The following is a 26,319-nucleotide window of genomic DNA, read 5'->3' on the forward strand; positions in this document are numbered from 1 at the left end:
TATCCGGTCACCGGGTTGGGCATACGGGACCAATGGTCCGCGTCCCCGCCGCCGCCCTGCACCGCGCACACAGCATCGCCCGTACGGCACAGCGTGCCGCCGCCCGCCGCTACCGGGCCCGCCGCCCGCACCCGGCGGTCGAACTCGTCCCCCAGCCGCACCCCTACGTCCGCGCCCTCGGCCTGGTCGGAGTCGTCCTGCTGGGCGCGTGGCTCGGCCTGCTGATCGTCGGCAACGTCCGGGTGCCGGTCGGCCCGATGGACACCACGATGACGCTGCGGCCCTCCCTGACCGGCGGTACGAAGATCAACGTCTCGCCGCTCGGCGCGCTGGAGCTGAGCAGCCACGAGGCGCCGCTCCGCCTCGACGTGGACGTCGACCGGCTCGACCCGGACCGGTCGCAGGCGCTGGTCGACCACCCCGAGCGGATCTCCGGCCTCCAGGACGAGGTCGCCCGGGACGTCGAGCACGGCACCGTCGACCTGGCCGTGCGCTCCTGCGTGGCGGTGGTCTCCGGGGCCACGGCGCTCGGCCTCGCGGTCTACCGCCGTCCGCGCCGCGCGCTCGCCGCCGGCGGGCTCGCGCTCGCCCTGCTCGCCGCCTCGGGCGCCACGGCGTTCGCCACCTGGAACCCCAAGTCGGTCCTGGAGCCGAAGTTCTCCGGACTGCTCTCCTCCGCCCCGTCCCTGGTCGGCAACGCGCGCAGCATCGTCACCGAATTCGACGCCTACCAGAAGGAGTTGGCGCGCATGGTGACGAACGTGACGAAGCTGTACGACGTGACGTCCACGCTGCCCGCCTACCAGCCGGACCCGGCCACCATCCGGGTGCTGCACGTCTCCGACATCCATCTGAACCCGGCGAGCTGGAAGATCATCGCGTCGCTGGTGGAGCAGTACGACATCGACGTGATCGTCGACTCCGGCGACACCATGGACCACGGCTCGGCCGCCGAGAACGGCTTCCTGGACCCGATCCCCGACCTCGGCGCGCCGTACGTCTGGGTGCGCGGCAACCACGACAGCCGGGGCACGCAGCGCCACCTCGAAGGCATGAAGAACGTGCACGTCCTGGACGACGGCAAGGCGGTCTCCGTGGCCGGTCTGCGGTTCGCGGGCACGGGCGATCCGCAGTTCACCCCCGACCGGTCGGTGGCGGCGGGGGGCGATGCGGCGGAGGAGCTCGCCGGGGCGCGGCTGGCGTCCGCCCTCAGCGACCAGAAGGCGGCAGGCACGCCGGTCGACGTCGCGATCGCCCACAATCCGGACGCGGCCCGGCAGACGGACGGGGACGTGCCGCTGGTCCTTGCGGGGCACATCCACCATGAGAAGACGGAGGTCCTGAAGTACGGCACCCGGCTCCGGATCGAGGGTTCGACCGGCGGGAGCGGGCTGCGCGCCGTCGAGGGCAAGTACCCGGATCCGATCCAGGCCTCGGTGCTCTACATGGACCGCGACACCCGCCGGCTCCAGGCGTGGGACGAGATCGAACTGGGTGGCCTCGGCCTGACGACGGCCGAGGTCAGCCGCCACCTGGCGGAGGAGAACCGCCCCGGCGCGACGGACTCCCCCAGCCCCTCCGCTTCGGCTCCCTAAACCGTTTTGGCGATACCTCCCGCCATCCCATATGCTTCTCACGTCCCCGACGCGCTGAGAAGCGCCCAGGCGGGCCGATAGCCCTCATCGTCTAGCGGCCTAGGACGCCGCCCTTTCAAGGCGGTAGCACGGGTTCGAATCCCGTTGGGGGCACGCAACACCGTGTGCGACACTGTCTTACGCAAGACGCACACAACAGCTTGGTCCTGTGGAGCAGTTTGGAGTGCTCGCCACCCTGTCAAGGTGGAGGCCGCGGGTTCAAATCCCGTCAGGACCGCTGGAGTCTTTCCTAAGACTCCGTGGCTGGGTAGCTCAGTTGGTACGAGCGATCGCCTGAAAAGCGATAGGTCGCCGGTTCGACCCCGGCCCCAGCCACAACCCAGAAGGCCCCGTCCCACACAGACGGGGCCTTCGCCGTACCCAACCCGACCCGGCCCGACCCGGCCGTCACCGCATACGCATCGGCCCGCCCCGCAATGCAGGCCCGAGAGCTCCACCCGCCTCCCCGAACCACCCCGGAGGCCGCGCCCGCGGCGGAGCCGCAATCGATACAGCAAATCCCGTCAGGACCGCTGGAGTCTCCCCGCGGACTCCGGCACCAGGCAGCCCAGTCGGCACAAACGATCACCCGAAAAGCAACAGGCCGCCGGTTCGACCCCAGCCCCAGCCACAACCCAGAAGACCCCGTCCCACACAGACGGGGCCTTCGCCGTTCCTTCGTCGAAGAACTCGGCCCGTGGGCGATACCGCCACCGTCCGCTCCCTCGACCACCCGCAGGCCGCGCCCACGGCAGAGTCGCGGTCGGTACGGCGATTCCGGGCCGCCGTACCCCGGCCCGGCAGCCTCAGCCCCTGTACCCGTCCGGCAGGTCACGGGGCCGCGTGAGTAGGGCGAGGTGGGCGGCCGCCCGGGTGGCGGTGGCGCCAGGTCAGGAAGACCGCGCAGGAGACCAGGGCCCAGCCGGCGAGCACCAGGAACGGGAACACGTGCTGGTGGCCGGCGAAGTACACCGCTGTGTGCTGCGCGTTCACCGAGGCGCCCGGCGGCAGCCAGCGCCCGATCGCGCCGAGCGCGGACGGCAGCAGCGGCCAGGACACCGCACCGCCCGAGGACGGGTTGCCGAGCAGCACCATCAGCCCCCAGGTGGGGATCATCGCCCACCGCTGGAAGAGGGTGTTGAACATCGTGAAGACCATGCCGGAGGTGAACATGGTCAGCGCCAGGATCAGCCAGGACTCGACGAACGGCAGGTTCAGCGCGCCGAGCCCCCAGTCCACCACCGCCGCGATCGCGAACCCGCCGAGCAGCGCGTACGCGACCGTGAACGCGATCCGTTCGAACGGGTTCAGCGCCCGCGCGTGCACGGAGATCTGGATCGCCCCGACGAACCCGATGATCACGGCCGCCAGCGAGATGTAGAAGATCGCCAGCCCGCGCGGGTCGCCCTGCTGAAGGGGCTTGATGTCCCGGACGGTGACCGCCGTCCCCGTCTTCTTCCCCACGGCCGGCGCCGCCTGCTCCAGCAGTTGCGCGACCGAGGACCCCGACGCCCCGGACACGTCGAACGTGACCGCCCGCCCGGCGTCCTCGATCTCGATGATGCCGAACGCCTTCTGGTCGTCCACCGCCTCCACGGCCGCCGCCCGGCTGTCGTACGGGCGGATCTTCAGCGAGGCGTTCAGCGCCTTCTCCATCCCGGCGAGGAACGCCTTGCCGCGCCCCTCCTCGTACGGGCCCACCACCGCCGTCGGCACATGCCGCGGCGTCGGGTTCGCCATGGAGTACGTGTACGAGCCCGCGAAGAGCCCCGCCGCCGCGGCGACGATCAGCACGAGCACGGTCGCGGGCAGGAACGGCGACTCCTTGAAGGCCGCCCACCGCTCACCGCGGGTGGGCCGCCTGCCGTGAGCACCGTGCGGCATCTCGGACATACGGCCACGCTAAAGGGGCATACGGAATATTTCTCACCTCAGGACTCAAGGGAGTCGTCTTCGACCGGTCTCCGACAAGTCCGCGACGCAAAAGCGTTCGCCACTCTTTTCGCCGAAGTGAGATCCTGGAACGCGTATGTCTACGCACCCTGCTCCCGTTCTCGGCGATCTCGCCGCCCGTCTGGCCGAGCTGTCCCTGCGCGACGCGCACCGGCTCGGGCGCAGGCTCGAAGGCGCGCGCAAGATCCGTAAGCCCGAGGCCCGCTCCGCTGTGCTCGCAGAGATCGAGACGGAGACCGCGAAGGCCGAGGCCCGGATGGCCGAGCGCCGCGCGCGCGTGCCCGCCGTCACGTACCCCGAAGAGCTTCCGGTCAGCCAGAAGAAGGACGCGATCGCCGAGGCGATCCGCGACCACCAGGTCGTGATCGTGGCCGGTGAGACCGGTTCCGGCAAGACGACCCAGATCCCGAAGATCTGTATGGAGCTGGGGCGCGGCGTCCGCGGCATGATCGGGCACACCCAGCCCCGCCGCATCGCCGCCCGCACCGTCGCCGAGCGCGTCGCCGACGAGCTGGACACCCCGCTGGGCGAGGCCGTCGGCTGGAAGGTCCGTTTCACCGACCAGGTGAACCCGGACGGCACCTTCGTCAAGCTGATGACCGACGGCATCCTGCTCGCCGAGATCCAGACGGACCGCGAGCTGCGCGCGTACGACACGATCATCATCGACGAGGCCCACGAACGTTCCCTCAACATCGACTTCCTGCTGGGCTATCTGGCCCAGCTGCTGCCGAAGCGCCCGGACCTGAAGGTCGTCATCACCTCGGCGACCATCGACCCCGAGCGGTTCTCCCGGCACTTCGGCGACGCCCCGATCGTCGAGGTCAGCGGCCGTACGTATCCCGTCGAGGTCCGCTACCGCCCGCTGCTCGAAGAGGACAGCGAGGACGCCGACCGGGACCAGATCACCGCCATCACGGACGCGGTGGAAGAGCTGATGGGCGAGGGCAAGGGCGACATCCTCGTCTTTCTCTCCGGCGAGCGGGAGATCCGCGACACGGCGGACGCGCTCACCAAGAAGCAGTACCGGTTCACCGAAGTCCTGCCCCTCTACGCCCGGCTGTCGCACGCCGAGCAGCACCGCGTCTTCCAGCCGCACACCGGCCGCAGGATCGTTCTGGCCACGAACGTCGCCGAGACCTCCCTCACCGTCCCGGGCATCAAGTACGTCATCGACCCGGGCACCGCCCGCATCTCCCGCTACAGCCACCGCACGAAGGTGCAGCGGCTGCCGATCGAGCCCGTCTCGCAGGCCAGCGCCAACCAGCGCAAGGGCCGCTGCGGCCGTACGTCCGACGGCATCTGCATCCGCCTGTACAGCGAGGACGACTTCCTGGCCCGCCCGGAGTTCACGGACGCCGAGATCCTGCGGACCAACCTGGCCTCCGTCATCCTCCAGATGACCGCCGCCGGGCTCGGCGACATCGAGAAGTTCCCCTTCATCGACCCGCCGGACCACCGCAACATCCGCGACGGCGTCCAGCTCCTCCAGGAGCTCGGCGCGCTCGACCCGGCCCAGAAGGACCCGCGCAAGCGGCTCACCCAGACCGGCCGCAAGCTCGCCCAGCTCCCCGTCGACCCCCGGCTCGCCCGGATGGTCCTGGAGGCCGACAAGAACGGCGCCGCGCGCGAGGTGATGGTGATCGCCGCCGCGCTCTCCATCCAGGACCCGCGCGAGCGCCCCGCCGAGAAGCAGACCCAGGCGGACCAGCAGCACGCCCGGTTCAGGGACGAGTCGAGCGATTTCCTCGCCTTCCTCAACCTCTGGCGGTACGTCCGCGAGCAGCAGAAGGAGCGCGGCTCGTCGTCGTTCCGCCGCATGTGCAAACAGGAATTCCTGAACTTCCTGCGCATCCGCGAGTGGCAGGACATCTACACCCAGCTCCGCACCGTCGCCAAGCAGATGGGCATCCAGCTCAACGAGGACGACGCGCCCGACCAGAGCGTCCACGTCTCGCTGCTGGCCGGCCTGCTCTCGCACATCGGCATGAAGGACGTGAAGGAGAGCGGCCAGGACGGCGGACGCGGCAGCGGCACGGGCAAGGACGGCGGGCGGAGCACCGGGCGGAACGAGTACCTGGGCGCCCGTAACGCCAAGTTCGCGATCTTCCCGGGTTCGGCCCTGTTCAAGAAGCCGCCGCGGTTCGTGATGTCCGCCGAGCTCGTCGAGACCTCCCGCCTGTGGGCCCGGGTCAACGCGAAGATCGAGCCCGAGTGGGTCGAGCCGCTGGCCGAGCACCTGCTCAAGCGCACGTACAGCGAGCCGCACTGGGAGAAGGACCAGGCCGCGGTGATGGCGTACGAGAAGGTCACGCTGTACGGCGTCCCGCTCGTCGCCCAGCGCAAGGTGAACTACGGGCGCATCGACCCCGAGGTCAGCCGCGAGCTGTTCATCCGCAACGCGCTGGTCGAGGGCGACTGGCGCACGCACCACAAGTTCTTCGCCGACAACCGAAAGTTGCTTGTCGAGGTCGAGGATCTTGAACACCGGGCCCGGCGCCGCGACATCCTCGTGGACGACGAGACGCTGTTCGACTTCTACGACCAGCGGGTGCCCGAACACGTCGTGTCGGGGGCGCACTTCGACTCCTGGTGGAAGCACAAGCGCCACGAGGAACCCGAACTGCTCGACTTCGAGCGGTCGATGCTGATCAACGAACGGGCCGGGGACGTCAGCAAGGACGACTATCCGGACTCCTGGCGCCAGGGGCGGCTGAAGTTCCGGGTCACGTACCAGTTCGAGCCGGGCTCGGACGCGGACGGTGTGACCGTCCACGTCCCGCTCCAGGTGCTCAACCAGGTGACGGACGACGGCTTCGACTGGCAGATCCCCGGGCTGCGCGAGGAGGTCGTCACGGAGCTGATCCGCTCCCTGCCGAAGCCGATCCGCCGCAACTACGTCCCCGCGCCGAACTTCGCGCAGAAGTTCCTGGAGCGGGCCGTGCCCCTTCAGGAGCCGCTGCCGGTGACGATGGCCCGCGAGCTCAAGCGCATGGTCGGCGTGCCACTGACGGCCGACGACTTCGACTGGTCGAAGGTCCCCGACCACTTGAAGATCACCTTCCGGATCGTCGACGAGCGGCGCCGCAAGCTCGCCGAGGACAAGGACCTCGAAGCCCTGAAGCTCCGGCTCAAGCCCAAGGCCCGCAAGGCGATCTCGCAGGCCGCCGCGGCCACCGCCGAGCGCACCGGCGGCGAGTCCCTGGAACGTACGGGCCTGGCGGACTGGACGATCGGCTCGCTCAGCCGCGTCTTCGAGACCCGGCGGGCCGGCCAGCCCGTCAAGGCGTTCCCGGCGCTGGTCGACGACGGCGACACCGTCTCCGTACGCCTCTTCGACACCGAGGCGGAGCAGCAGGAGGCGATGTGGAAGGGCACCCGGCGGCTGATCCTGCGCAACATCCCGGTCAATCCGGCGAAGTTCGCCTCGGACAAGCTGACCAACGCCCAGAAGCTCGCCCTGTCCGCGAACCCGCACGGCTCCGTCCAGGCCCTCTTCGACGACTGCGCCATGGCCGCCGCCGACCGGCTGATCGCGGACTTCGGCGGCCCCGCCTGGGACGAGGAGTCCTACCGGAAGCTGTACGACAAGGTCCGCGCGGAGATCGTCGACACCACGGTGCGCACGGTCGGCCAGGTGCAGCAGGTGCTGGCCGCCTGGCAGGCCTGCGAGCGCCGGCTGAAGTCCGCGAAGAGCCCGGCGCTGCTCGCCAACCTCACGGACGTACGGACGCAGCTCGACGCCCTGGTGAAGCCCGGGTTCGTCACGGCGACGGGGCTGCGCCGGCTGCCGGACCTGATGCGCTACCTGGTGGCCGCCGACCGCCGGCTCCAGCAGATGCCGACCGGCGTCCAGCGGGACACCACCCGCATGGAGAAGGTTCACGAGATGCAGGACGAGTACGCCTGGCTCCTGGAACAGCTCCCGCAGGGCCGTCCGGTGCCGCAGCAGGTGCGGGACATCCGCTGGATGATCGAGGAGCTGCGGGTCAGCTATTTCGCCCACGCGCTGGGCACCGCGTACCCCGTCTCCGACAAGCGGATCGTGAAGGCGATCGACGCGGCGGTGCCGTAGCCCGCGCCGCGGCCCGCGCCGCCGTCCGTGCCGTCGTCCGTGTCGTAACGGGGCGGGCACAGTGGGTGAGTTCGACCACCGGGCCCACCCTCCTGTAGAGTCTCTTCTCGCAGCCCAGCGCAGGAAAAGTGGCTGCGAGACCAGGTCCTGTGGAGCAGTTTGGAGTGCTCGCCACCCTGTCAAGGTGGAGGCCGCGGGTTCAAATCCCGTCAGGACCGCACGTACTGAGAAGGGCCCCGATCCGGCGACGGATCGGGGCCCTTCTCGTGTCTCCCCTTCCCCGCGCGCCACACCCGTCGCGGCGTTCCGCCGGTGCGACCGCCCGTTCGCCGTGCACGGTCGGTGCGGGCACTCGTTCGCCGTACGCCGCCCGTTCAGGGCCCGGCCCGGGCCCGCGGTCGCCTCGTGAGCCCCACGGCGTCTCACGGGCCGTCAGGCGCCCGTCGGCCCGGTGTCCGGCGCCGCAGGGTGTCTTGACGCCGTCACATTCCGCCGGTACTCACGAACCAGGCCCTCGACCTCCCGGAGGTGGCGTATGGCGGCGACCGCCAGGCACGAGACGCGAGCCCTGCTCCGCGCCCACCTGTCGGCCGCTACGCGGTACCGCCATCTGACGCGGCACTGCGCGATCTGCCATCGCCTCCAGCGCCTGGCCCTGGAACACCCTCCGCACGGCGAGGAGAGCACACGGACGGCCCGGCCCTGCGCGGACGGCGGCTCCTCCAGGGCGTGATCCGCCCGGCGCCTCCCGAATCCGGCCTCCATTAGCGCAGGCCGCCCAACCGCAACAAGCGGCCCGGCATGTGACGGGTGTCACCGCATAAGTTCTCTGGGGTGCGGTACTTACACCCCTCCTACAACGGGTCAATTTAATATGTGCAATTGCACCGGCCTCAGAGGTCGCGCACAGGAGATCCGACACCCCTCCCCAGACTCCGACAAGGCCGCGCACAGTCGGCCCGTTCAGCACACAACACGGGCAGAAGCAGGACACATTCGAAGCCGGATCAGGGCATAAAAAGATCGCGCTGGACCCGGCGGAGTCCAGCGCGATCTACGACGCACCCTTGTCACAAGTTCATTCAGCGTGGGCGTGGGTCCTGTTGGGGCAGCACCCGCGTCGCTTGGAGCTGTGATCCAGACGTTTCGGCAGGTTGGGGGACGTACCGAAATGCCCGGCTATGCAGTTGTTCAGGCCTCGCTGCGCTGCTGCGGGATGCCCGCGAGCAGTGCACGGACCTCCGCCTCGCGGTAGCGGCGGTGCCCGCCGAGCGTACGAATCGAAGTGAGCTTGCCGGCCTTCGCCCACCGCGTGACCGTCTTGGGGTCGACGCGGAACATGGTGGCGACCTCAGCGGGGGTCAGCAGCGGCTCGGCATCAGGGGTGCGAGCGGTCATGAGCGGCCTCCTCGGGAGAACCGAACCTTCTCGGTTCTTTCCTCTAAATTCTGCACCTTGACCCGCGTTGCCCGAAATGGCGGACGCGAGTCGAGTCGGTTATAGGACGAACGGCTTGTCCTCGGCACTACAACTACACCATCTGTCCAGCCGCGTCGGCCAAACCGATGGAATTGCCCTCCCAGGTGTTCATCAGCGACGGAAGCCGATGGACCATGCCATAGCGGACAGTCACGCCGCTGTGACGATCAGTCACAGTGGCGATCAGGAGTCACCAGACCCCCTATAGCGTGCAATGCTGAGATTCCACCCAAAGTTGGACGGAGAGAGCCCTCCCCGGACTCCTTGTCCTATTTTGGCATGAGGAGGGGCAAGCGGCGCAAGGGGTGAGTACGTGCGGTCCGTCACGCTTGCGACAAAAGCCCGGATCGGGACCTACGTCCCAGACCGGACGAACGCCGACGTTCGGCACTTGTCCCGCCTGCCGTCGGAGCCGTCCGACCCGGTGCCGACAGTCAACCCTTGGCCAATGGTGGTCAGTTCACCACGACTGCCCGGTTCTGTCAGCCCCTTCCGTCACACGAGTATCACCCGCTGTCCCGACATGGCCGGTCCGCGCACACTTCTGGACGGTTTCTGATCGGATCACGACCGTCAGGCGCCCGGACGTCGCTCGGTCCGCCGAGCGGCCCGCCCCGCGTCCCTGGCGCTTCGGGGTCAGTTCGCCGAGCGACGGTCCCGGACCGAGCGCCAGCGCTCCACGAGCCGGCCGTACGCCTCGCCGGCCGCCTCCCCGTTGCCGTTGCGCAGCGCCTCGATGCCCTCCGCGACGTCGGCCGCCGAGTGATCGCCCTCCAGCTCGCCGGCCGGCAGCACGTGCACGAGACCGGCGTAGTCCAGCTCCACGAGGGAGCGCGGGTGGAACTCCTCCAGCCAGCGCCCGACGTCCAGCAGCCCGTCGATCAGCGGGCCCTCGTCGATGGTGTCCTTGAGCGTCTTCAGCCCGCGCGCGACCCGGCGCCGCGCCTGCACCATCGGGGTCCGGTAGCGCAGCACCGGCGGCTCCTCGCCCGACCCCTTGTCGTACTCCCGCTCCTCGTCGCCGACCAGGACGAACCAGTTCAGCGGGATCTGCCAGGTGGAGGTGCGGATCCAGGGGCGGGCGTCCGGGTTGCGGGCCAGCCAGCGCTCGTAGTCCTGGGTGGCCTGATGACGCACGAACGGGGGCAGCAGCGCGTCCAGGACCGGTCCCGGGAACTCCTCGGCCAGCTCGCCCAGGGCCTGCCAGCCGCGCAGCCTGGTCCGCCAGGGACAGACGCAGATCACCCCGTCCTGCTCCAGGACGAAGGCGTCGCCGCTCTCGTGCACCGGCACCGCAACGGGCGGCGTGGGCAGCAAGTCGGCCAGCGAACGCCGCAGTTCGTCCTGGTACGACGGACGCTCCGGGCGCCGGGCATAGCGGGCCCAGTGGCCGCGCTCCGGCTCGGGGAAGGCGGCCAGTGGTTCGTACACCCGCAGATAGGACGCGTAAGGGACGATCACCGAGGACACCTTGGGCACGCCTGCTCCCTCCCCAACGGACCGGTCACGTAACCCGCTCGACCCGTGCACAAGTGACCGGGAAAACACTGCAAATCGTCCCACGGCCGTACGGGAAGCTACTCCGCGAGGGGGTGATCCTGAACACTGCGGCGATGGCGGTGGGACACAGGCTTTAATCTCGTGCCCACGGGAGCCCGCCACCCGCACGGGCACCGCCTTCAACCGCCGCTACTTACCTGGGAGTCACCACAGTGACCGACGTAAACGGCAGCCCCTCTGACGTGCTCCACTCACTGTTCCAGTCGGATCAGGGTGGACACGAGCAAGTCGTGCTCTGCCAGGACCGGGCCAGCGGTCTCAAGGCCGTCATCGCCCTCCACTCCACCGCCCTGGGCCCCGCCCTCGGCGGCACCCGCTTCTACCCGTACCCGACCGAGGCCGAGGCCGTCGCCGACGCGCTGAACCTCGCGCGCGGCATGTCCTACAAGAACGCCATGGCCGGGCTCGGCCACGGCGGCGGCAAGGCCGTGATCATCGGGGATCCCGAGCGGGACAAGACCGAGGAGCTGCTGCTCGCCTACGGGCGGTTCGTGGCCTCCCTCGGCGGCCGGTACGTCACCGCCTGCGACGTGGGCACCTACGTCGCCGACATGGACGTGGTGGCGCGCGAGTGCCGCTGGACGACCGGCCGCTCCCCGGAGAACGGCGGCGCGGGCGACTCCTCCGTGCTGACGGCGTTCGGGGTGTACCAGGGCATGCGGGCCAGCGCCCAGCACCTGTGGGGCGACCCGACGCTGCGCGGCCGCAGGGTGGGCATCGCCGGGGTCGGCAAGGTCGGGCACCACCTGGTGGAGCACCTGCTCCAGGACGGCGCCGAGGTCGTGATCACGGACGTCCGGCGGGACGCCGTCGAGCGCATCGTCCAGCGGCACCCGTCCGTACGGGCGGTCGCGGACACGGAGGCGCTGATCCGCGTCGAGGGACTGGACGTCTACGCCCCGTGCGCGCTGGGCGGCGCGCTCAACGACGACTCCGTGCCGGAGCTGACCGCGAGGGTGGTGTGCGGCGCGGCCAACAACCAGCTCGCCCACCCGGGTGTGGAGAAGGACCTCGCCGACCGCGGGATCCTCTACGCGCCGGACTACGTGGTGAACGCCGGCGGTGTCATCCAGGTCGCCGACGAGCTGCACGGCTTTGACTTCGACCGCTGCAAGGCGAAGGCGGCGAAGATCTTCGACACCACGCTCGGGATATTCGCACGTGCGAAGTCCGACGGTATTCCGCCGGCCGCGGCGGCCGACCGGATCGCCGAGCAGCGGATGGCGGAGGCGCGCACCCGCTGACCCCGGACGCCCGCCGCGCGGACCCGGAATCGGCCGCCGCACCGCCCGCGGGACCCGCCGTCCGGCCGCCGGAAAAGCGGCATTCGCGCCCGTCGGACGGCACCGGGGCATGCTTGTCAGGGACTCGCCGACGGTCACTTCGAGAGAACTCTCACGCCTGTCGGCGGGTCGGACCCCGAGAAGAGGTTAAAATCGCGGTTGACCAGCGGGGACGGGGCACCTCGCGGGTTCTGGGCCGAGGCACGTCCTGCGGGCGACGTACCGTATGGGCGCGGGCTCAGGTACCGTGGAAGCCCTACGGACCGGTCTCTCCACGGAGAGCCCGTTCCAGATCATGAACGCGTGTCAAGACTCTGGGGCCGTCGAGCCCCGTCACCGAGGGGGTCGAGCCATGGGGCGCGGCCGGGCCAAGGCCAAGCAGACGAAGGTCGCCCGCCAGCTGAAGTACAACAGCGGCGGGACTGACCTGTCGCGTCTGGCCAACGAGCTGGGCGCTTCGACTTCGAGCCAGCCGCCGAATGGCGAGCCGTTCGAGGACGACGACGAGGAAGACGACCCGTACGCCCAGTACGCGGATCTCTACAACGACGACGACGAGGACGACGACGACCAGTCCGGTCCTCAGTCGCAGCAGCGTCGCGGCGCTTGACGCCGATCAGCGGGCTCAGCAGGTTCCTCGGCTCTCGTAGGACCTCCTAGCACTGCACCTCACCCGGTCCGGGGCGGTTTCGCGCCGGACCGGGTTCTGTGCTGCCCGTGCGATCCGGCGTCCCCGGGCGACCCGGCCGGGATCTTCGCCCGCGGCTCCCCCGCCGCCCCATGCTGGGCATCGGCGGGGGGCCGCGAGCGTCGTGGGTCTATGCGGCGTACTCCCCGGTCAGCTCCGCGCCCGTGCCGTGCCCGCCGCGCTCGGTGATCTCGCCGGCGACCCAGGCGTCGACGCCCCGGTCCGCGAGGGTGGCGAGGGCCGCGTCCACGGAGTCGCCGGGCACGATCGCCATCATGCCGACGCCCATGTTCAGCGTCTTCTCCAGCTCCAGGCGCTCGACCTGTCCGGTCCTGCCGACGAGGTCGAAGACCGGGGCCGGGGCCCAGGTGGAGCGGTCGACGGTGGCGTGCAGGTGGTCGGGGATCACCCGGGCCAGGTTGGCCGCGAGGCCGCCGCCGGTGATGTGCGAGAAGGCGTGCACCTCGGTGGTCCTGGTGAGCGCCAGGCAGTCCAGCGAGTAGATCTTGGTGGGCTCCAGGAGTTCCTCGCCGAGGGTGCGGCCGAATTCCTCGACCTGTCCCTCCAGGCGGAAGCCGGCCCGGTCGAGGAGGACGTGCCGGACGAGCGAGTACCCGTTCGAGTGAAGTCCGGAGGACGCCATGGCGATCACCGCGTCGCCCTCGCGGATGCGGTCGGGGCCGAGCAGCCGGTCCGCCTCCACCACGCCGGTGCCCGCGCCCGCGACGTCGAAGTCGTCGGGGCCGAGCAGGCCCGGGTGCTCCGCCGTCTCGCCGCCGACCAGCGCGCAGCCCGCGAGGACACAGCCCTCGGCGATGCCCTTCACGATGGCGGCGACCCGCTCCGGGTGCACCTTGCCGACGCAGATGTAGTCGGTCATGAACAGCGGCTCGGCGCCGCACACCACGATGTCGTCCATGACCATCGCGACGAGGTCGTGGCCGATGGTGTCGTACACGCCGAGCTGCCGGGCGATGTCGACCTTCGTGCCCACGCCGTCCGTCGCGGAGGCGAGCAGCGGGCGCTCGTAGCGCTTGAGGGCGGAGGCGTCGAAGAGGCCGGCGAAGCCGCCGAGGCCGCCGAGGACCTCGGGGCGCTGCGTCTTCTTCACCCACTCCTTCATCAGCTCGACGGCGCGGTCGCCCGCTTCGATGTCGACGCCTGCGGCTGCGTAGCTGGCGCCGCCTCCGGCACTGGGGATCTCAGGCATGGCTGGGAACTTTCGTGTCGTACAGCTGAGTCGCTGCGCTGTCTTACCTGGCGGCGGATTACGGGCGGCGGATCGCGTCGGCCGCGGCGGTGGCCGCGGGTCCGGCGGCCAGCTCCGTCTCCAGCAGCTGCTTGCCCAGCAGCTCCGGGTCGGGCAGGTCCATCGGGTACTCGCCGTCGAAGCAGGCGCGGCACAGATTCGGCTTGGCGATGGTGGTCGCCTCGATCATGCCGTCGATGGAGATGTACGCGAGCGAGTCGGCGCCCAGGGACGTACCGATCTCGTCGGTGCTCATGCCGTTGGCGATCAGCTCGGCGCGGGTCGCGAAGTCGATGCCGAAGAAGCAGGGCCACTTCACGGGCGGGGACGAGATCCGGATGTGGACCTCGGCCGCGCCGGCCTCGCGGAGCATGCGGACCAGGGCGCGCTGGGTGTTGCCGCGCACGATCGAGTCGTCTACGACGACCAGTCGCTTGCCCTTGATGACTTCCTTGAGCGGGTTCAGCTTCAGGCGGATGCCGAGCTGGCGGATCGTCTGCGAGGGCTGGATGAAGGTCCGGCCGACGTACGCGTTCTTCACCAGTCCTGAGCCGAACGGGATGCCCGACGCCTCCGCGTAACCGATCGCCGCGGGCGTCCCGGACTCCGGGGTCGCTATGACGAGGTCGGCCTCGGCGGGTGCTTCCGCGGCCAGCTTGCGGCCCATCTCGACGCGCGAGAGGTACACGTTGCGGCCGGCGATGTCCGTGTCGGGACGGGCCAGATAGACGTACTCGAAGACACAGCCCTTGGGCTTTGCCTCAGCGAATCGCGACGTACGCAGACCGTTCTCGTCGATGGCGACGAACTCGCCCGGCTCGATCTCGCGGACGAAGCTGGCGCCGCAGATGTCGAGGGCGGCGGACTCGGAGGCGACCACCCAGCCGCGCTCCAGGCGGCCGAGGACCAGCGGGCGGATGCCCTGCGGGTCGCGGGCGGCGTACAGCGTGTGCTCGTCCATGAAGACGAGGCTGAAGGCGCCCTTGACCTGCGGGAGGATCTTGGCGCAGGCCTCCTCGATGGTCAGCGGCTTGCCGTCGTCGTCCACCTGGCCCGCGAGGAGCGCGGTGACCAGGTCGGTGTCGTTGGTGGCCGCGACCCGGGTGGTCCGGCCGTCCTGCTTGGGCAGGTCGGCGACCATCTCGGCGAGCTGCGCCGTGTTGACCAGGTTGCCGTTGTGGCCGAGCGCGATGGAGCCGTGCGCGGTGGCACGGAACGTCGGCTGGGCGTTCTCCCAGACGGAGGCGCCGGTGGTCGAGTAGCGGGCGTGACCGACCGCGATGTGACCCTGGAGCGAACCGAGGGAGGTCTCGTCGAAGACCTGGGAGACGAGGCCCATGTCCTTGAAGACGAGGATCTGGGAGCCGTTGCTGACCGCGATTCCCGCGGATTCCTGGCCCCGATGCTGGAGGGCGTAGAGCCCGAAGTAAGTGAGCTTGGCGACCTCTTCGCCCGGGGCCCAGACCCCGAAGACGCCGCATGCGTCCTGGGGGCCTTTCTCACCGGGGAGCAGATCATGACTGAGTCGACCGTCACCACGTGGCACGTCTCCGAGTGTAGGCGAGGCCGACCACTGGTCCGAATTGGGGATCTCGGCCCGGCATGCATCACTTGTCGGCGACGGCCGTCACGGTCTCGCCATTTGTGCTGGTCAGCGTGATGGTGCGGTGGTCGAGCCGGTAGTCGATCCGGCCGTCGAGCGCGGACAGAAGGCTCTTCTCGGCCTTCATGAGTGAGCCGTCGCACATCACGCGCGTGGTCTTCGGGGTGCCCAGGGTGATATGCCCGTCGCGCACGGTGGCCTTCGCGGTCCCGCTGTTGCAGCCGAACCGGCCGCTCAGGGTGCCCTTGTCCTCGTCGAGCACGAAGTACGCCTTGCCGTCGGCGCCCTTCGGCAGGGACTCGGCGACGTCCTTGTCGCCGAGCGCCGTGACGCGCCACTTGGTGCCGTAGAGGGAGGCGTCCTGCTCCTTGGAGAGGCGGACGCGGTCGCCGTCGCCGGTGGTCAGGGTGAGCCGCTGGTCCTTCACCCGGGTCTTCAGGGAGCCCGCGGTGAGCGTGCGGGTCAGCGTCGTCTCGAAGCTCGCCGGGACGTCCTCGCAGGCCATCTCGGTGGACGAGGTGTCGCCGAGGTCGATGCTGTCGCCCTTGAAGGTGGCGGTGGCGGAGAAGTGGTTGCAGCCGGAGTTCCCCTGCACCCTGCCGTTCTCGCCGATCTCCACATGGGCCCCCGAGGGGGCGTCGTGGGTCTTGCCGTCGACGGTGACGCTGTCGATCGTCCAGTGCGCGCCCGTCACCGAGGAGGCGGCGTCGCGGGCGTCCGAACCGACCGAGCCGCTGCCTGTTTCGGTGCCACAGGCCGCGGCCAGCGGTAGCAGGGTCAGGGCGGTGAGGATCAGTCGCTGCCTGTACATGCCGGTTGGACGGGACGGGTGGGGTGATTGGTTCCCCTCGTGGCGCGAATCAGCTGAGGAGCGGGAGCAGTGCGCTCAGGTCGGCGCGCTCGCCGCTCGCGCTGACCTGGGCCTCCTTGAGCGCGGTCGGCCAGTCGAGGCGGCCCGTGGCGAGCCGGAGCCAGGTCAGCGGGTCGGTCTCGACGACGTTCGGCGGGGTGCCGCGGGTGTGCCGGGGACCCTCGACGCACTGCACCACGGCGAACGGCGGGATGCGCACCTCGGTCGAGGCGCCGGGGGCCTTCAGGGCGAGCGCGTCCGCGAGGAGCCGGGTGCAGGCGGCGAGCGCCTGGCGGTCGAGCGGGATGTCGAGCTCCGGCACGGCGCGGTTCAGGTCGTCGGTGTGGACGACGAGTTCGACCGTGCGCGTCACGAGGAAGTCGGTCAGGGTCATCGCGGCGGCGCGCATGTCGACGACCCGGTCGCCGGGCACCCCCGCCAGCCGCTCCGTCAGGCGTTCCTCAGTACGGGCGTACAGCGCGTCCAGGTCGGGTTCGGCCGCGGCGAGCGCGTGGCTGCCCTCGGCGATCGCGTCGGCGAACGGGGCCGTCACGGACGGGTACTCCGGCACGGTCAGCCCGGCCCGTGGCGGCGCCGGCCGGTCCAGGGCGAGGCTGACGCTCTCGACGGTCATGCAGATGTGCGCGGCCAGGTCGCGTACGGACCACTCGCCGAGCCCGCTGGACAGGGCGAGCTGCCGCTCGTCAAGGGTACGCAGACCGGCGCGTACCGCACTGAACTGGGTCAGCACCGCCGTGCGGGTCCGGGCGGCGTCGTAGGTGCGGGAGCGTTTCTTGGCCGGGGGCATGACAGCGACCCTAGTCGGGTGGGGAGGCGGAGGCCCCAGGTCCCGCGTCGGCGCGGGTTGGGGGGCCGGGTGGCGGTGTCGGGTCGTGGGACGGCGAAGGCCCCGCCCATTCCCCGGGCGGGGCCTTCGTCTGCCGAGTCGCGACGTGCCGCCGCTCCCGTTACGCCAGCAGCGCCGGGATCGTCGCCTCGTGCGCCGTGCGGAGTTCGTCCAGGGAGAGGGCGAACTCGCCCTGCACCTCGACGGCGTCCCCGTCGACGACGCCGACGCGGGTGACGGGCAGCCCCCGCGCCCCGCACATGTCGTTGAAGCGGAGCTCCTCCGAGCGCGGGACGGCGACGACCGCGCGGCCCGCCGACTCCGAGAACAGGAAGGTGAACGCGTCGAGACCGTCCGGTACGACCAGCCGCGCGCCCTTGCCGCCGAGCAGCGCGGACTCGACCACGGCCTGGACCAGACCGCCGTCGGACAGGTCGTGCGCGGAGTCGATCATGCCGTCGCGGGAGGCGGAGATGAGGATCTCGCCGAGCAGCCGCTCGCGCTCCAGGTCGACCTTGGGCGGCAGCCCGCCGAGGTGGTCGTGGACGACCTGCGACCAGGCCGACCCGCCGAACTCCTCGCTGGTGTCACCGAGCAGGTAGAGGAGCTGGCCCTCCTCCTGGAAGGCGACCGGCGTGCGGCGCGCCACGTCGTCGATGACGCCGAGGACGGCGACCACCGGCGTCGGGTGGATGGCTGCCTCGCCGGTCTGGTTGTACAGCGAGACGTTGCCGCCGGTCACCGGGGTGCCGAGCTGCTGGCAGGCGTCGGCGAGACCGCGGATGGCCTCGGCGAACTGCCACATGACGGCCGGGTCCTCGGGCGAACCGAAGTTCAGGCAGTCGGAGACCGCGAGGGGCTTGGCGCCGGTGGTGGCGACGTTGCGGTACGCCTCCGCGAGCGCGAGCTGCGCGCCCGTGTACGGGTCGAGCTTGGCGTACCGGCCGTTGCCGTCGGTGGCGATGGCGACGCCGAGTCCGGACTCCTCGTCGATGCGGATCATGCCCGAGTCCTCGGGCTGCGCCAGCACCGTGTTGCCCTGCACGAAGTGGTCGTACTGGGAGGTGATCCAGGACTTGGACGCCTGGTTCGGGGACGAGACCAGCTTCAGGACCTGGTCCTTCAGCTCCTCGGACGTGGCGGGCCGGGGCAGCTTGTTGGCGTCGTCGGCCTGGAGGGCGTCCTGCCAGTCCGGACGGGCGTAGGGGCGCTCGTAGACCGGGCCGTCGTGCGCCACCGTGCGCGGGTCGACGTCGACGATCTTGCCGCCGTGCCAGAAGATCTCAAGGCGGTCGCCGTCGGTCACTTCGCCGATGACGGTGGCGATGACGTCCCACTTGTCGCAGATCTCCAGGAACCGGTCGACCTTCTCCGGCTCCACGACCGCGCACATGCGTTCCTGCGACTCGCTCATGAGGATTTCCTCGGGCGAGAGCGTCGAGTCGCGCAGGGGCACGTCGTCCAGCGTCACGCGCATGCCGCCGGAGCCGTTGGAGGCCAGCTCGGACGTCGCGCAGGACAGGCCGGCCGCGCCGAGGTCCTGGATGCCGACGACGAGCTTCTCCCGGAACGCCTCCAGGGTGCACTCGATGAGCAGCTTCTCCTGGAAGGGGTCGCCGACCTGGACGGCGGGCCGCTTGGAGGGCTTCGCGTCGTCGAAGGTCTCGGAAGCGAGGATGGAGGCGCCGCCGATGCCGTCGCCGCCGGTCCGGGCCCCGTAGAGGATGACCTTGTTGCCGGCGCCGGACGCCTTGGCGAGGTGGATGTCCTCGTGCTTCATCACGCCGATGGCACCGGCGTTGACCAGCGGGTTTCCCTGGTAGCAGGCGTCGAAGACGACCTCGCCGCCGATGTTCGGCAGGCCCAGGCAGTTGCCGTAGCCGCCGATTCCGGCGACGACGCCGGGCAGTACGCGCTTGGTGTCGGGGTGGTCCGCGGCGCCGAAGCGCAGCGGGTCCACGACGGCGACGGGCCGCGCGCCCATGGCGATGATGTCGCGCACGATGCCGCCGACGCCGGTGGCCGCGCCCTGGTAGGGCTCGACGTACGACGGGTGGTTGTGCGACTCGACCTTGAAGGTGACCGCATAGCCCTGGCCGACGTCCACGACACCGGCGTTCTCACCGATGCCGACGAGCAGCGCGTCGGACTGCGGCGCCTTCTCGCCGAACTGGCGCAGGTGGACCTTGCTGCTCTTGTACGAGCAGTGCTCGGACCACATCACCGAGTACATGGCGAGCTCGGCGCCGGTGGGCCGGCGGCCGAGGATCTCCACGACCCGCTCGTACTCGTCCTTCTTCAGACCGAGTTCGGCCCAGGGCAGCTCGACGTCCGGGGTCGCGGCCGCGTTCTCGACCGTGTCCAGAGGAGTGCGGCTCATGCGTTGACCAGCTTCTTGAGGATCGAGGTGAAGAAGGGCAGGCCGTCCGTGCGGCCGGACCCGATGAGGGGCTCGACGGCGTGCTCGGGGTGCGGCATCAGACCGACGACGTTGCCCGCCTCGTTCGTGATGCCGGCGATGTCCCGCAGCGACCCGTTGGGGTTCATGCCGAGGTAGCGGAAGGCGACCCGGCCCTCCGCCTCCAGCATGTCGAGCGTGCGCTCGTCGGCGACGTACCGCCCGTCCATGTTCTTCAGCGGGATGTGGATCTCCTGGCCGGCCGTGTAGTCGGTGGTCCAGGAGGTGTCCGCGTTCTCCACCCGCAGCTTCTGGTCACGGCAGATGAAGTGCAGGTGGTCGTTGCCGAGCATCGCGCCGGGCAGCAGATGGGCCTCGGTGAGGATCTGGAAGCCGTTGCAGATGCCGAGGACCGGCATTCCGGACTTCGCCCCGTCGATCAGGGTCTCCATGACCGGCGAGAAGCGCGCGATCGCGCCGGCCCGCAGATAGTCGCCGTAGGAGAAACCCCCGCACAGCACTACGGCGTCGACCTGCTTGAGGTCCTTGTCCTTGTGCCAGAGCGCGACGGGCTCGGCACCGGCCAGCCGGATCGCACGCTGTGTGTCCCGGTCGTCGAGGCTTCCCGGAAAGGTGACGACGCCAATGCGAGCGGTCACTTTCCGACCTCGGCCTTCTCGTCCTCCACCTTCACGGTGAAGTCCTCGATCACGGTGTTGGCGAGGAAGGATTCCGCGAGTTCATGGATGCGGGCGAGCGCGGCGTCGTCCACCGGCCCATCCACTTCGAGCTCGAATCGCTTTCCCTGACGTACGTCGGAGACGCCCTCGAAACCGAGGCGCGGCAGTGCACGCTGCACCGCCTGGCCCTGGGGGTCGAGGATCTCCGGCTTGAGCATGACGTCGACTACGACGCGTGCCACTGGCACTCCCGGTGTTGGTGCTGAGCAGGTCCCTTCAGACTACCCGCACAAAAATTCTACTCGCGTAGATTTGTAGAATCCTACGTGACCCCGATCACGATCGCGCATCGACGCGGCGGCCTCCACGGAAAATCCTGGGAAAAACCCAAGAAGTCACCCGCCGCTCCATTGCCCGCGGACACGCGGGCGGATTTAGTCGAGGTCCACGCTGCAATGCGGGGCACTGTACAAAGGAATTGGCAATAGCCGATACTTGCCCCATTAACAGCCGGACAGCCGGCATCTCTTCGTCCAGTCCATGGCGTCCCAGCACGTCATGCGCCGTGATCGCGGAGATGCCGCACGAAGGGACCGATATTCGTGGCGCAGCGTGTCGTGGTCACTCTCTTTGACGACATCGACGGCTCGGAAGCGGCGGAAACGATCGCCTTCGGACTGGACGGCAAGTCGTACGAGATCGACCTCAACCCAGCCAATGCCAAGGAACTGCGGAAGGCACTCGCCCCCTACGTCGAGGCCGGCCGCAAGCGCGCGAGGTCCGGCAAGGCGTACACCCACACGGCGCTGAACCCCGACCCGGCCGCCGTCCGAGCGTGGGCCCGCTCCAACCAGCTCGACGTACCGCCGCGCGGCCGCATCCCCAAGAAGGTGTACGAGGCGTTCGCCGAGGCGCACTGAGACGTTCGCCGGGGGCGCGCCGGGGTGTCCACTGGGGCGTTACCGAGGCGCACGGGGGCGGGCCGCCGCGGGGCGGGTCCCGGGGGCAGGTTTCTACGGGGTGGGTCCCCGGGGGCTTCTACGGGATGCGATGCACTCCCTGGGGCCGCGAAGACCCGTCACGAGGCGCTGCGGGCAACCGACTTGCGCTTCCCCCCTGCTGGTCAGCTAAAGTCTGGAGCACGCCGAGGGGCGAGGCCGAAAGGCCGGACCTCACGGAGTCACGCGGGTGTAGTTCAGTAGTAGAACATCCCCCTTCCAGGGGGAAGGCGCAGTGTGCAATTCCTGTCACCCGCTCTGCATCTCTTACCAGCCATTCACGGACCCTCCTTGCCGAGGCTCGTCGAAGGCCCACGGATGGATCAGGTAGGGTGGTGCTCGCGCCGATCGGTGAAAGCCGGTCGGAGGCAATGCGGACGTAGCTCAGTTGGTAGAGCGCAACCTTGCCAAGGTTGAGGTCGCGAGTTCGAGCCTCGTCGTCCGCTCCATAACAAAGGCCCCGGTCATCGACCGGGGCCTTTGCTTGTGTCTTGCTTCGCCTTGCGACGCCTTGATTGTGCCTCCTCTCCGATCCGATGGCGGTCCGGGCTTCCCGGGGATCGTCCGCTCTTCCCGCCGTCTGACATTTGTCATGTGGAGTGATGACACAGCGCACTGCTGGCGGGCACGGCCGGCGGGGACGCTGAATGCATGAACACGAATCAGCACCACGACGTGATCGAGGTCACCGAGCTGCGCCGGGTGTACGGGGGCGGTTTCGAGGCCGTGCGCGGCATCACGTTCTCCGCGGGCCGCGGCGAACTCTTCGCACTGCTGGGGACGAACGGCGCGGGCAAGACCTCCACGGTCGAGTTGCTCGAAGGCCTCGCCCGGCCCGCCGGCGGCCGCGTGCGGATCTTCGGACGCGATCCGTTCACCGAGCGGGCGGCGGTGCGCCCGCGCATCGGCGTCATGTTGCAGGAGGGAGGCTTCCCCTCCGAGCTCACCGTCGGGGAGACCGTCCGTATGTGGGCCGGCTGCACGAGCGGGGCCAGGCCGACGGGCGAGGCGCTGGAGCTGGTCGGTCTGGGGCGGCGGGCCGGAGTGCGCGTGAAGCAGCTCTCCGGCGGCGAGCGCCGACGGCTGGACCTGGCGCTCGCCCTCCTCGGCCGGCCCGAGGTCCTCTTCCTCGACGAGCCGACGACGGGCCTGGACGCCGAGGGCCGCAGGGCCACCTGGGAGCTGGTGCGCGAGCTGCGCGACGAGGGTGTGACGGTGCTGCTGACCACCCACTATCTGGAGGAGGCGGAAGCACTGGCCGACCGGCTCGCCATCATGCACGAGGGCCGCATAGCCGCCTCCGGTACGCCGGCCGAGGTGACCGCCGCCGAGCCGTCCCGGATGTCGTTCGAGCTGCCCACCGGATTCTTCCCGGGCGACCTGCCCCCGTTCACCGAGCTCGGCGTCGTGTCCCACGAGATGACGGACCGCACGGTCCACCTGCGCACCAACGAGCTACAGCGGACCGCCACCGCGGTGCTGACGTGGGCCGAGCGGGCGTGCGTGGAGCTGCGCGGGCTCGATGTGCGGTCGGCCTCCCTGGAGGAGGCGTTCCTGCGCATAGCCCGGGACGCGGCGGATCAGGACGCGGCCCGGGGCGTGACCCGACAGCGAGACATCCAGCGCGAGCAGCAGAAGGAGACGGCGGCATGAGCACGGCGACGGACACGAGCGGTGCGCCGGGCACAGGCGCCGGCACGACCACGGCCGCACGGCGGATGGGGGCGCTGGCCCGCGCCGAGCTGACCCTGCTCGGCCGTGCGAAGGCGACGCTGTTCGCCGCCCTGATCGTTCCGCTGGTCCTGCCGTTCAGCCTGCGCTCGACGGTCGACCAGATGGATCTGGACGGCACCGGCCTCTCGGCCGGACTGGTCCTGCTCCCCTCGGCCATCGCCTTCTCGCTCCTCTTCGCCGTCTACAGCGCGCTGGTGAGTGTGTACGCGGCCCGCCGCGAGGAGCTCGTCCTCAAGCGGCTGCGCACCGGGGAGCTGCGGGACGGGGAGATCCTGGCCGGTGCCGCCCTGCCCTCGGTGGCGATAGGGCTGGTGCAGTCGCTCGCCCTCGTCGCGGCCTTCATCGTGCTGCTGGACGTCGGGGCGCCGGATGCGCCCCATCTCGCCCTGCTCGGGCTGCTGCTGGGTCTGGTGTTGTGCCCGGCGCTCGCGGCGATCACGGCGAACGTCAGCAAGAGCGTCGAAGGTGCCCAGGTGGCCGCCATGCCCCTGATCCTGATCTCCCTGCTCGGCTCCGGCGCCATCGCCCCTCTCGAGGTCATGCCCGACCGGCTCGCCTCGGTGTGCGAGCTGCTGCCCCTCACCCCGGTGATCACGCTGGTACGCGGCGGCTGGACCGGTCAGCTCTCGGCGCACGAGATTCTGGGTGCCCTCGCGACGGCGGTGGCCTGGACCGTGGTCGCGGTGTTTGCTGTACGGCGGTGGTTCCGCTGGGAGCCCCGGCGGTAACGGGAGCGACGGCGAGGGAAGCGAGCGGGGGCATGCGGACGGTCAAGGGCTGGTGGCGGGGCAAGACCACTCCCGCCAAGGTCGAGACGTACACCCGGTGGTCCTTCCATTTCTTCGCGGTGATCGAGGCCGTCTCCATCGGCTTCATCCCGTTCGGGAGCGTGGGACTGCCCCTGGCCTCGGTGCTGTGCCTCCTGGTGTGCACCCACGCCGTGCTGTGCGCGGTGACGGCCTCGCGCGCGCTGGACTGGACGCGCGGCACCCGCGAGCAGCCGGGGCGGACGATGATCGCGCTCGCGCTCATGACCGCCGTGATCGCCGTGCTGGCGGTGTCACTGTCGGGGACGAGCTGGCGGCCGGCCGACGAGGCACACATCGAGACGGCGACCACGCTGTTCGTGGGCGTCATGGCGTTCGGGACGGGCACGCTCGCCCTCGGCACGCGGAACATACGCACCCTGCTGTACACGGTCGTGACCGCCTCCGCGGCAGCCGCGCTCATCGCGCTGCCGCTCGGCTTCCCCGGCTTCGCGGCGCTGATCCTCTGTGTGGCCGTGCTGCTCGCCGCCGGTTTCCTGGCCTTCACCGCCGCGTTCTCGGTCTGGCTGCTCAACGCGGTGTACGAGCTGGACGAGGCGCGGGAGACCCGCACCCGGCTGGCCGTGGCCGAGGAGCGGCTGCGCTTCGGCCGCGACCTGCACGACGTACTGGGCCGCAATCTGGCGGTGATCGCCCTCAAGAGCGAGCTCGCCGTGCAGTTGGCCCGGCGTGAGCGGCCGGAGGCCGTGGACCAGATGATCGAGGTGCAGCGCATAGCGCGGGAGTCGCAGCGCGAGGTGCGGGAAGTGGTGCGCGGCTACCGGGAGGCCGACCTGAGCGCCGAACTGGCCGGAGCGCGCGGGGTGTTGACCGCCGCCGGTATCGACTGCGAAGTAAGCGGTTCCGTCACGGCGCTGCCCGCCCGGGTCCAGTCCGCGCTCGGCTGGGTGGTCCGGGAGGCGACGACGAACGTACTGCGTCACGGCGACGCGGAGCGCTGCTCGGTCTCCCTGACCGTGACGGACGGCTGTGCCGTCCTCACCGTGGAGAACGACGGAGTGAACGACGGAGCGGCCGTCGCGGGACCGGCTCCTGGTTCCGGCAAGGACGCGCGGGAGGCCGGGAAGGGCTCGCGGGCCGGCCGGGGCTCCGGCCTGGCAGGCCTGCGGGAGCGGCTGGCCGAGGTCGACGGGGAGCTGCGGGCGGGGGCCGCCGGGGACGGCGTGTTCCGGGTCACGGCGGAGGTGCGGCTTCCGGACGCCACGGGGGCTGTTGCCGGTGCGGCGCGGTCCGTTCCCGGGGCGGGGCCCGTTCGCGGTGCCACGGGGGCTGTTCGCGGTGCCGCGAGGGCTGTTCCCGGTGTCGCGAGGGCTGTTACCGGTGTAGCGGGGGCTGTTCCCGGCGATGCGAGGGCCGTCCCTGGCGCCGAGCCGGTCGGGGCCGTCCAGCCGGACGAGGCTGCCGTCCGCCTTCAGGACGCCGAGCCGGTCGGGGCCGCCGAGCCGGTCGGGGCCGCCGGACCGGACGGGGCCGCCGGACCGGACGGGGCCGCCGGACCGGACGGGGCCGCCGGACCGGACGGGGCCGCCGAGCCGGACGGGGCCGCCGAGCCTGACACCTCTGTCTCTGCCGTTGCCGCTCCTGCTGCCGCTGCCGAGACTCCCCCAGCTTCCGTGCCGCAGACGACTGAGGAGGTCACCCCGTGACGCCCGCTCCCCCCGAGCACCCCGTGCCCCCCGTATCTCCTGGATCGCCCGTGTCCCCCACGCCTTCCGCCGTGCGGCTTCTGCTTGCCGATGACGAACACCTCATTCGAGGGGCGCTGGCGGCATTGCTGGCGTTGGAGGGGGATCTCGCGGTGGTGGCCGAGGCGGCGAGCGGGCCGGAGGCGCTGGCGATGGCGCGGGCCCACGAGCCCGATGTGGCGGTGCTGGATCTGCAGATGCCGGGGGCCGACGGTGTGAGAGTGGCCACAGCGCTGCGGGCCGAACTGCCCGGCTGCCAGGTGCTGATCGTGACCAGTCACGGGCGGCCCGGGCATCTGAAGCGGGCGCTCGCGGCGGGGGTGCGCGGCTTCGTGCCGAAAACCGTCAGTGCCGAGCGGCTGGCGGAGATCATCCGCACGGTGCACGCGGGGAACCGTTACGTGGACCCGGAGTTGGCCGCCGACGCGATCTCCGCGGGGGACTCGCCGCTGACCGAGCGCGAGGCGGAGGTGCTGGAGCTCGCCGCCGACGGTGCGCCGGTGGCGGAGATCGCTGAGCGGGCGGCGCTGTCCCAGGGCACGGTGCGGAACTATCTGTCGTCGGCCGCGACCAAGCTCGGTGCGGAGAACCGTCACACGGCGGTGCGTCTCGCACGGGAGCGAGGTTGGGTATAGTTGCTCTCGCGCCACGGCGCAGTGCGGACGTAGCTCAGTTGGTAGAGCGCAACCTTGCCAAGGTTGAGGTCGCGAGTTCGAGCCTCGTCGTCCGCTCCACAGAGAACAAGCCCCCGGCCCGAGGCCGGGGGCTTCTTCGTG

General features: G+C 70.3%; 19 protein-coding genes, 7 tRNA genes and 1 pseudogene. 17 read left to right on the forward strand and 10 right to left on the reverse strand.

Annotated features, from left to right (window positions below):
* Positions 1 to 32: 32 nt before the first annotated feature.
* The 4 genes from ACFV6E_RS20620 (at position 33) to ACFV6E_RS20635 (ending at position 1,970) form a co-directional block, all read left to right on the forward strand.
* On the forward strand, positions 33 to 1,595 hold the full coding sequence (locus ACFV6E_RS20620) for a metallophosphoesterase (RefSeq protein WP_385463375.1): 1,563 nt from the start codon (positions 33 to 35) through the stop codon (positions 1,593 to 1,595).
* A gap of 80 nt (positions 1,596 to 1,675) precedes the next feature.
* Positions 1,676 to 1,748, forward strand: a tRNA-Glu gene (locus tag ACFV6E_RS20625).
* Between the two features lie 49 nt (positions 1,749 to 1,797).
* A tRNA-Asp gene (locus ACFV6E_RS20630) sits at positions 1,798 to 1,872 on the forward strand.
* Between the two features lie 24 nt (positions 1,873 to 1,896).
* A tRNA-Phe gene (locus ACFV6E_RS20635) sits at positions 1,897 to 1,970 on the forward strand.
* 495 nt (positions 1,971 to 2,465) lie between these two features.
* Here ACFV6E_RS20635 and ACFV6E_RS20640 read toward each other — a convergent pair.
* The gene (locus ACFV6E_RS20640; protein ID WP_385161290.1) at positions 2,466 to 3,518 is read right to left on the reverse strand and encodes an ABC transporter permease; all 1,053 of its coding nucleotides are present in this window, start codon (positions 3,516 to 3,518) and stop codon (positions 2,466 to 2,468) included.
* 145 nt (positions 3,519 to 3,663) lie between these two features.
* On the opposite strand from ACFV6E_RS20640, the gene hrpA reads away from it, so the two are divergent.
* From hrpA to ACFV6E_RS20655, 3 genes are all read left to right on the forward strand, one after another.
* Complete coding sequence (gene hrpA, locus ACFV6E_RS20645; protein ID WP_385463378.1) at positions 3,664 to 7,662, forward strand: ATP-dependent RNA helicase HrpA; 3,999 nt, start codon at positions 3,664 to 3,666, stop codon at positions 7,660 to 7,662.
* A 143-nt stretch (positions 7,663 to 7,805) separates the two neighbouring features.
* Positions 7,806 to 7,880, forward strand: a tRNA-Asp gene (locus ACFV6E_RS20650).
* Between the two features lie 317 nt (positions 7,881 to 8,197).
* Positions 8,198 to 8,395, forward strand: a complete 198-nt coding sequence (locus ACFV6E_RS20655; protein ID WP_385161224.1) for a DUF6274 family protein — start codon at positions 8,198 to 8,200, stop codon at positions 8,393 to 8,395.
* A gap of 458 nt (positions 8,396 to 8,853) precedes the next feature.
* Here ACFV6E_RS20655 and bldC read toward each other — a convergent pair whose 3' ends face one another.
* Positions 8,854 to 9,060 carry a developmental transcriptional regulator BldC gene (gene bldC / locus ACFV6E_RS20660; protein ID WP_003949541.1) on the reverse strand — a complete coding sequence of 69 codons (207 nt, stop codon included), beginning with the start codon at positions 9,058 to 9,060 and terminating at the stop codon, positions 8,854 to 8,856.
* Positions 9,061 to 9,777: 717 nt separating this feature from the next.
* On the reverse strand, positions 9,778 to 10,620 hold the full coding sequence (locus tag ACFV6E_RS20665) for a hypothetical protein (RefSeq protein ID WP_385161226.1): 843 nt from the start codon (positions 10,618 to 10,620) through the stop codon (positions 9,778 to 9,780).
* A gap of 233 nt (positions 10,621 to 10,853) precedes the next feature.
* Between ACFV6E_RS20665 and ACFV6E_RS20670 the strand changes: the two genes are divergently transcribed.
* Together ACFV6E_RS20670 and ACFV6E_RS20675 are read left to right on the forward strand one after the other, a co-directional pair.
* Positions 10,854 to 11,945: a Leu/Phe/Val dehydrogenase gene (locus ACFV6E_RS20670; RefSeq protein ID WP_385161228.1), complete on the forward strand. Its 1,092-nt coding sequence runs from the start codon at positions 10,854 to 10,856 to the stop codon at positions 11,943 to 11,945.
* A 391-nt stretch (positions 11,946 to 12,336) separates the two neighbouring features.
* Complete coding sequence (locus tag ACFV6E_RS20675) at positions 12,337 to 12,594, forward strand: DUF3073 domain-containing protein (protein WP_385161230.1); 258 nt, start codon at positions 12,337 to 12,339, stop codon at positions 12,592 to 12,594.
* A 208-nt stretch (positions 12,595 to 12,802) separates the two neighbouring features.
* On the opposite strand, the gene purM is transcribed toward ACFV6E_RS20675, so the two are convergent.
* The 7 genes from purM to purS form a co-directional block, all read right to left on the reverse strand.
* The gene (gene purM / locus ACFV6E_RS20680) at positions 12,803 to 13,882 is read right to left on the reverse strand and encodes a phosphoribosylformylglycinamidine cyclo-ligase (RefSeq protein ID WP_385463380.1); all 1,080 of its coding nucleotides are present in this window, start codon (positions 13,880 to 13,882) and stop codon (positions 12,803 to 12,805) included.
* Positions 13,883 to 13,940: 58 nt separating this feature from the next.
* On the reverse strand, positions 13,941 to 15,467 hold the full coding sequence (gene purF, locus ACFV6E_RS20685) for an amidophosphoribosyltransferase (protein ID WP_385161234.1): 1,527 nt from the start codon (positions 15,465 to 15,467) through the stop codon (positions 13,941 to 13,943).
* Positions 15,468 to 15,528: 61 nt separating this feature from the next.
* A complete protein-coding gene (locus ACFV6E_RS20690) occupies positions 15,529 to 16,335 on the reverse strand; it encodes an META domain-containing protein (RefSeq protein ID WP_385463382.1) in 807 nt (268 codons plus the stop codon).
* Between the two features lie 49 nt (positions 16,336 to 16,384).
* Entirely contained in the window at positions 16,385 to 17,182 is a 798-nt protein-coding gene (locus ACFV6E_RS20695) for a sterol carrier family protein (protein ID WP_385161238.1), read from the reverse strand.
* A 160-nt stretch (positions 17,183 to 17,342) separates the two neighbouring features.
* Positions 17,343 to 19,601: a phosphoribosylformylglycinamidine synthase subunit PurL gene (gene purL / locus ACFV6E_RS20700; RefSeq protein WP_385161240.1), complete on the reverse strand. Its 2,259-nt coding sequence runs from the start codon at positions 19,599 to 19,601 to the stop codon at positions 17,343 to 17,345.
* The gene (gene purQ / locus ACFV6E_RS20705) at positions 19,598 to 20,278 is read right to left on the reverse strand and encodes a phosphoribosylformylglycinamidine synthase subunit PurQ (protein ID WP_385161242.1); all 681 of its coding nucleotides are present in this window, start codon (positions 20,276 to 20,278) and stop codon (positions 19,598 to 19,600) included. Before purQ ends, purL begins: the two co-directional genes overlap by 4 nt.
* Positions 20,275 to 20,541, reverse strand: coding sequence for a phosphoribosylformylglycinamidine synthase subunit PurS (purS, locus tag ACFV6E_RS20710; RefSeq protein WP_385161244.1), 267 nt, complete (start codon positions 20,539 to 20,541; stop codon positions 20,275 to 20,277). Before purS ends, purQ begins: the two co-directional genes overlap by 4 nt.
* 360 nt (positions 20,542 to 20,901) lie before the next feature.
* Between purS and ACFV6E_RS20715 the strand changes: the two genes are divergently transcribed.
* The 8 genes and pseudogenes from ACFV6E_RS20715 to ACFV6E_RS20750 all read left to right on the forward strand — a co-directional run bounded on the left by ACFV6E_RS20715 (position 20,902) and on the right by ACFV6E_RS20750 (position 26,277).
* Entirely contained in the window at positions 20,902 to 21,219 is a 318-nt protein-coding gene (locus ACFV6E_RS20715; RefSeq protein WP_385161246.1) for an Lsr2 family protein, read from the forward strand.
* A gap of 264 nt (positions 21,220 to 21,483) precedes the next feature.
* Positions 21,484 to 21,555: transfer RNA gene (locus tag ACFV6E_RS20720), tRNA-Gly, on the forward strand.
* Between the two features lie 115 nt (positions 21,556 to 21,670).
* Positions 21,671 to 21,746, forward strand: a tRNA-Gly gene (locus ACFV6E_RS20725).
* Positions 21,747 to 21,948: 202 nt separating this feature from the next.
* On the forward strand, positions 21,949 to 22,950 hold the full coding sequence (locus ACFV6E_RS20730) for an ABC transporter ATP-binding protein (RefSeq protein WP_385161248.1): 1,002 nt from the start codon (positions 21,949 to 21,951) through the stop codon (positions 22,948 to 22,950).
* Positions 22,947 to 23,759, forward strand: coding sequence for an ABC transporter permease (locus ACFV6E_RS20735; protein ID WP_385161250.1), 813 nt, complete (start codon positions 22,947 to 22,949; stop codon positions 23,757 to 23,759). Before ACFV6E_RS20730 ends, ACFV6E_RS20735 begins: the two co-directional genes overlap by 4 nt.
* A gap of 32 nt (positions 23,760 to 23,791) precedes the next feature.
* Positions 23,792 to 25,084 (forward strand): annotated as a pseudogene (locus tag ACFV6E_RS20740) (sensor histidine kinase); the annotation flags it as partial.
* A 491-nt stretch (positions 25,085 to 25,575) separates the two neighbouring features.
* The gene (locus tag ACFV6E_RS20745; RefSeq protein ID WP_385161252.1) at positions 25,576 to 26,178 is read left to right on the forward strand and encodes a response regulator; all 603 of its coding nucleotides are present in this window, start codon (positions 25,576 to 25,578) and stop codon (positions 26,176 to 26,178) included.
* Positions 26,179 to 26,201: 23 nt separating this feature from the next.
* A tRNA-Gly gene (locus tag ACFV6E_RS20750) sits at positions 26,202 to 26,277 on the forward strand.
* The last annotated feature ends 42 nt before the right edge of the window (positions 26,278 to 26,319 follow it).

The sequence above is a fragment of the Streptomyces sp. NPDC059785 genome (assembly GCF_042732375.1).
GTDB lineage: Bacteria > Actinomycetota > Actinomycetes > Streptomycetales > Streptomycetaceae > Streptomyces.

What these genes read in the sequence shown, in the direction of transcription:
- ACFV6E_RS20620 (WP_385463375.1), top strand. Translation starts at nt 33, where the DNA reads ATGGTCCGCGTCCCCGCCGCCGCCCTGCACCGCGCACACAGCATCGCC.
- ACFV6E_RS20640 (WP_385161290.1), bottom strand. Translation starts at nt 3,518, where the DNA reads ATGCCGCACGGTGCTCACGGCAGGCGGCCCACCCGCGGTGAGCGGTGG.
- hrpA (WP_385463378.1), top strand. Translation starts at nt 3,664, where the DNA reads ATGTCTACGCACCCTGCTCCCGTTCTCGGCGATCTCGCCGCCCGTCTG.
- ACFV6E_RS20655 (WP_385161224.1), top strand. Translation starts at nt 8,198, where the DNA reads ATGGCGGCGACCGCCAGGCACGAGACGCGAGCCCTGCTCCGCGCCCAC.
- bldC (WP_003949541.1), bottom strand. Translation starts at nt 9,060, where the DNA reads ATGACCGCTCGCACCCCTGATGCCGAGCCGCTGCTGACCCCCGCTGAG.
- ACFV6E_RS20675 (WP_385161230.1), top strand. Translation starts at nt 12,337, where the DNA reads ATGGGGCGCGGCCGGGCCAAGGCCAAGCAGACGAAGGTCGCCCGCCAG.
- purM (WP_385463380.1), bottom strand. Translation starts at nt 13,882, where the DNA reads ATGCCTGAGATCCCCAGTGCCGGAGGCGGCGCCAGCTACGCAGCCGCA.
- ACFV6E_RS20690 (WP_385463382.1), bottom strand. Translation starts at nt 16,335, where the DNA reads ATGTACAGGCAGCGACTGATCCTCACCGCCCTGACCCTGCTACCGCTG.
- ACFV6E_RS20695 (WP_385161238.1), bottom strand. Translation starts at nt 17,182, where the DNA reads ATGCCCCCGGCCAAGAAACGCTCCCGCACCTACGACGCCGCCCGGACC.
- purL (WP_385161240.1), bottom strand. Translation starts at nt 19,601, where the DNA reads ATGAGCCGCACTCCTCTGGACACGGTCGAGAACGCGGCCGCGACCCCG.
- ACFV6E_RS20730 (WP_385161248.1), top strand. Translation starts at nt 21,949, where the DNA reads ATGAACACGAATCAGCACCACGACGTGATCGAGGTCACCGAGCTGCGC.
- ACFV6E_RS20735 (WP_385161250.1), top strand. Translation starts at nt 22,947, where the DNA reads ATGAGCACGGCGACGGACACGAGCGGTGCGCCGGGCACAGGCGCCGGC.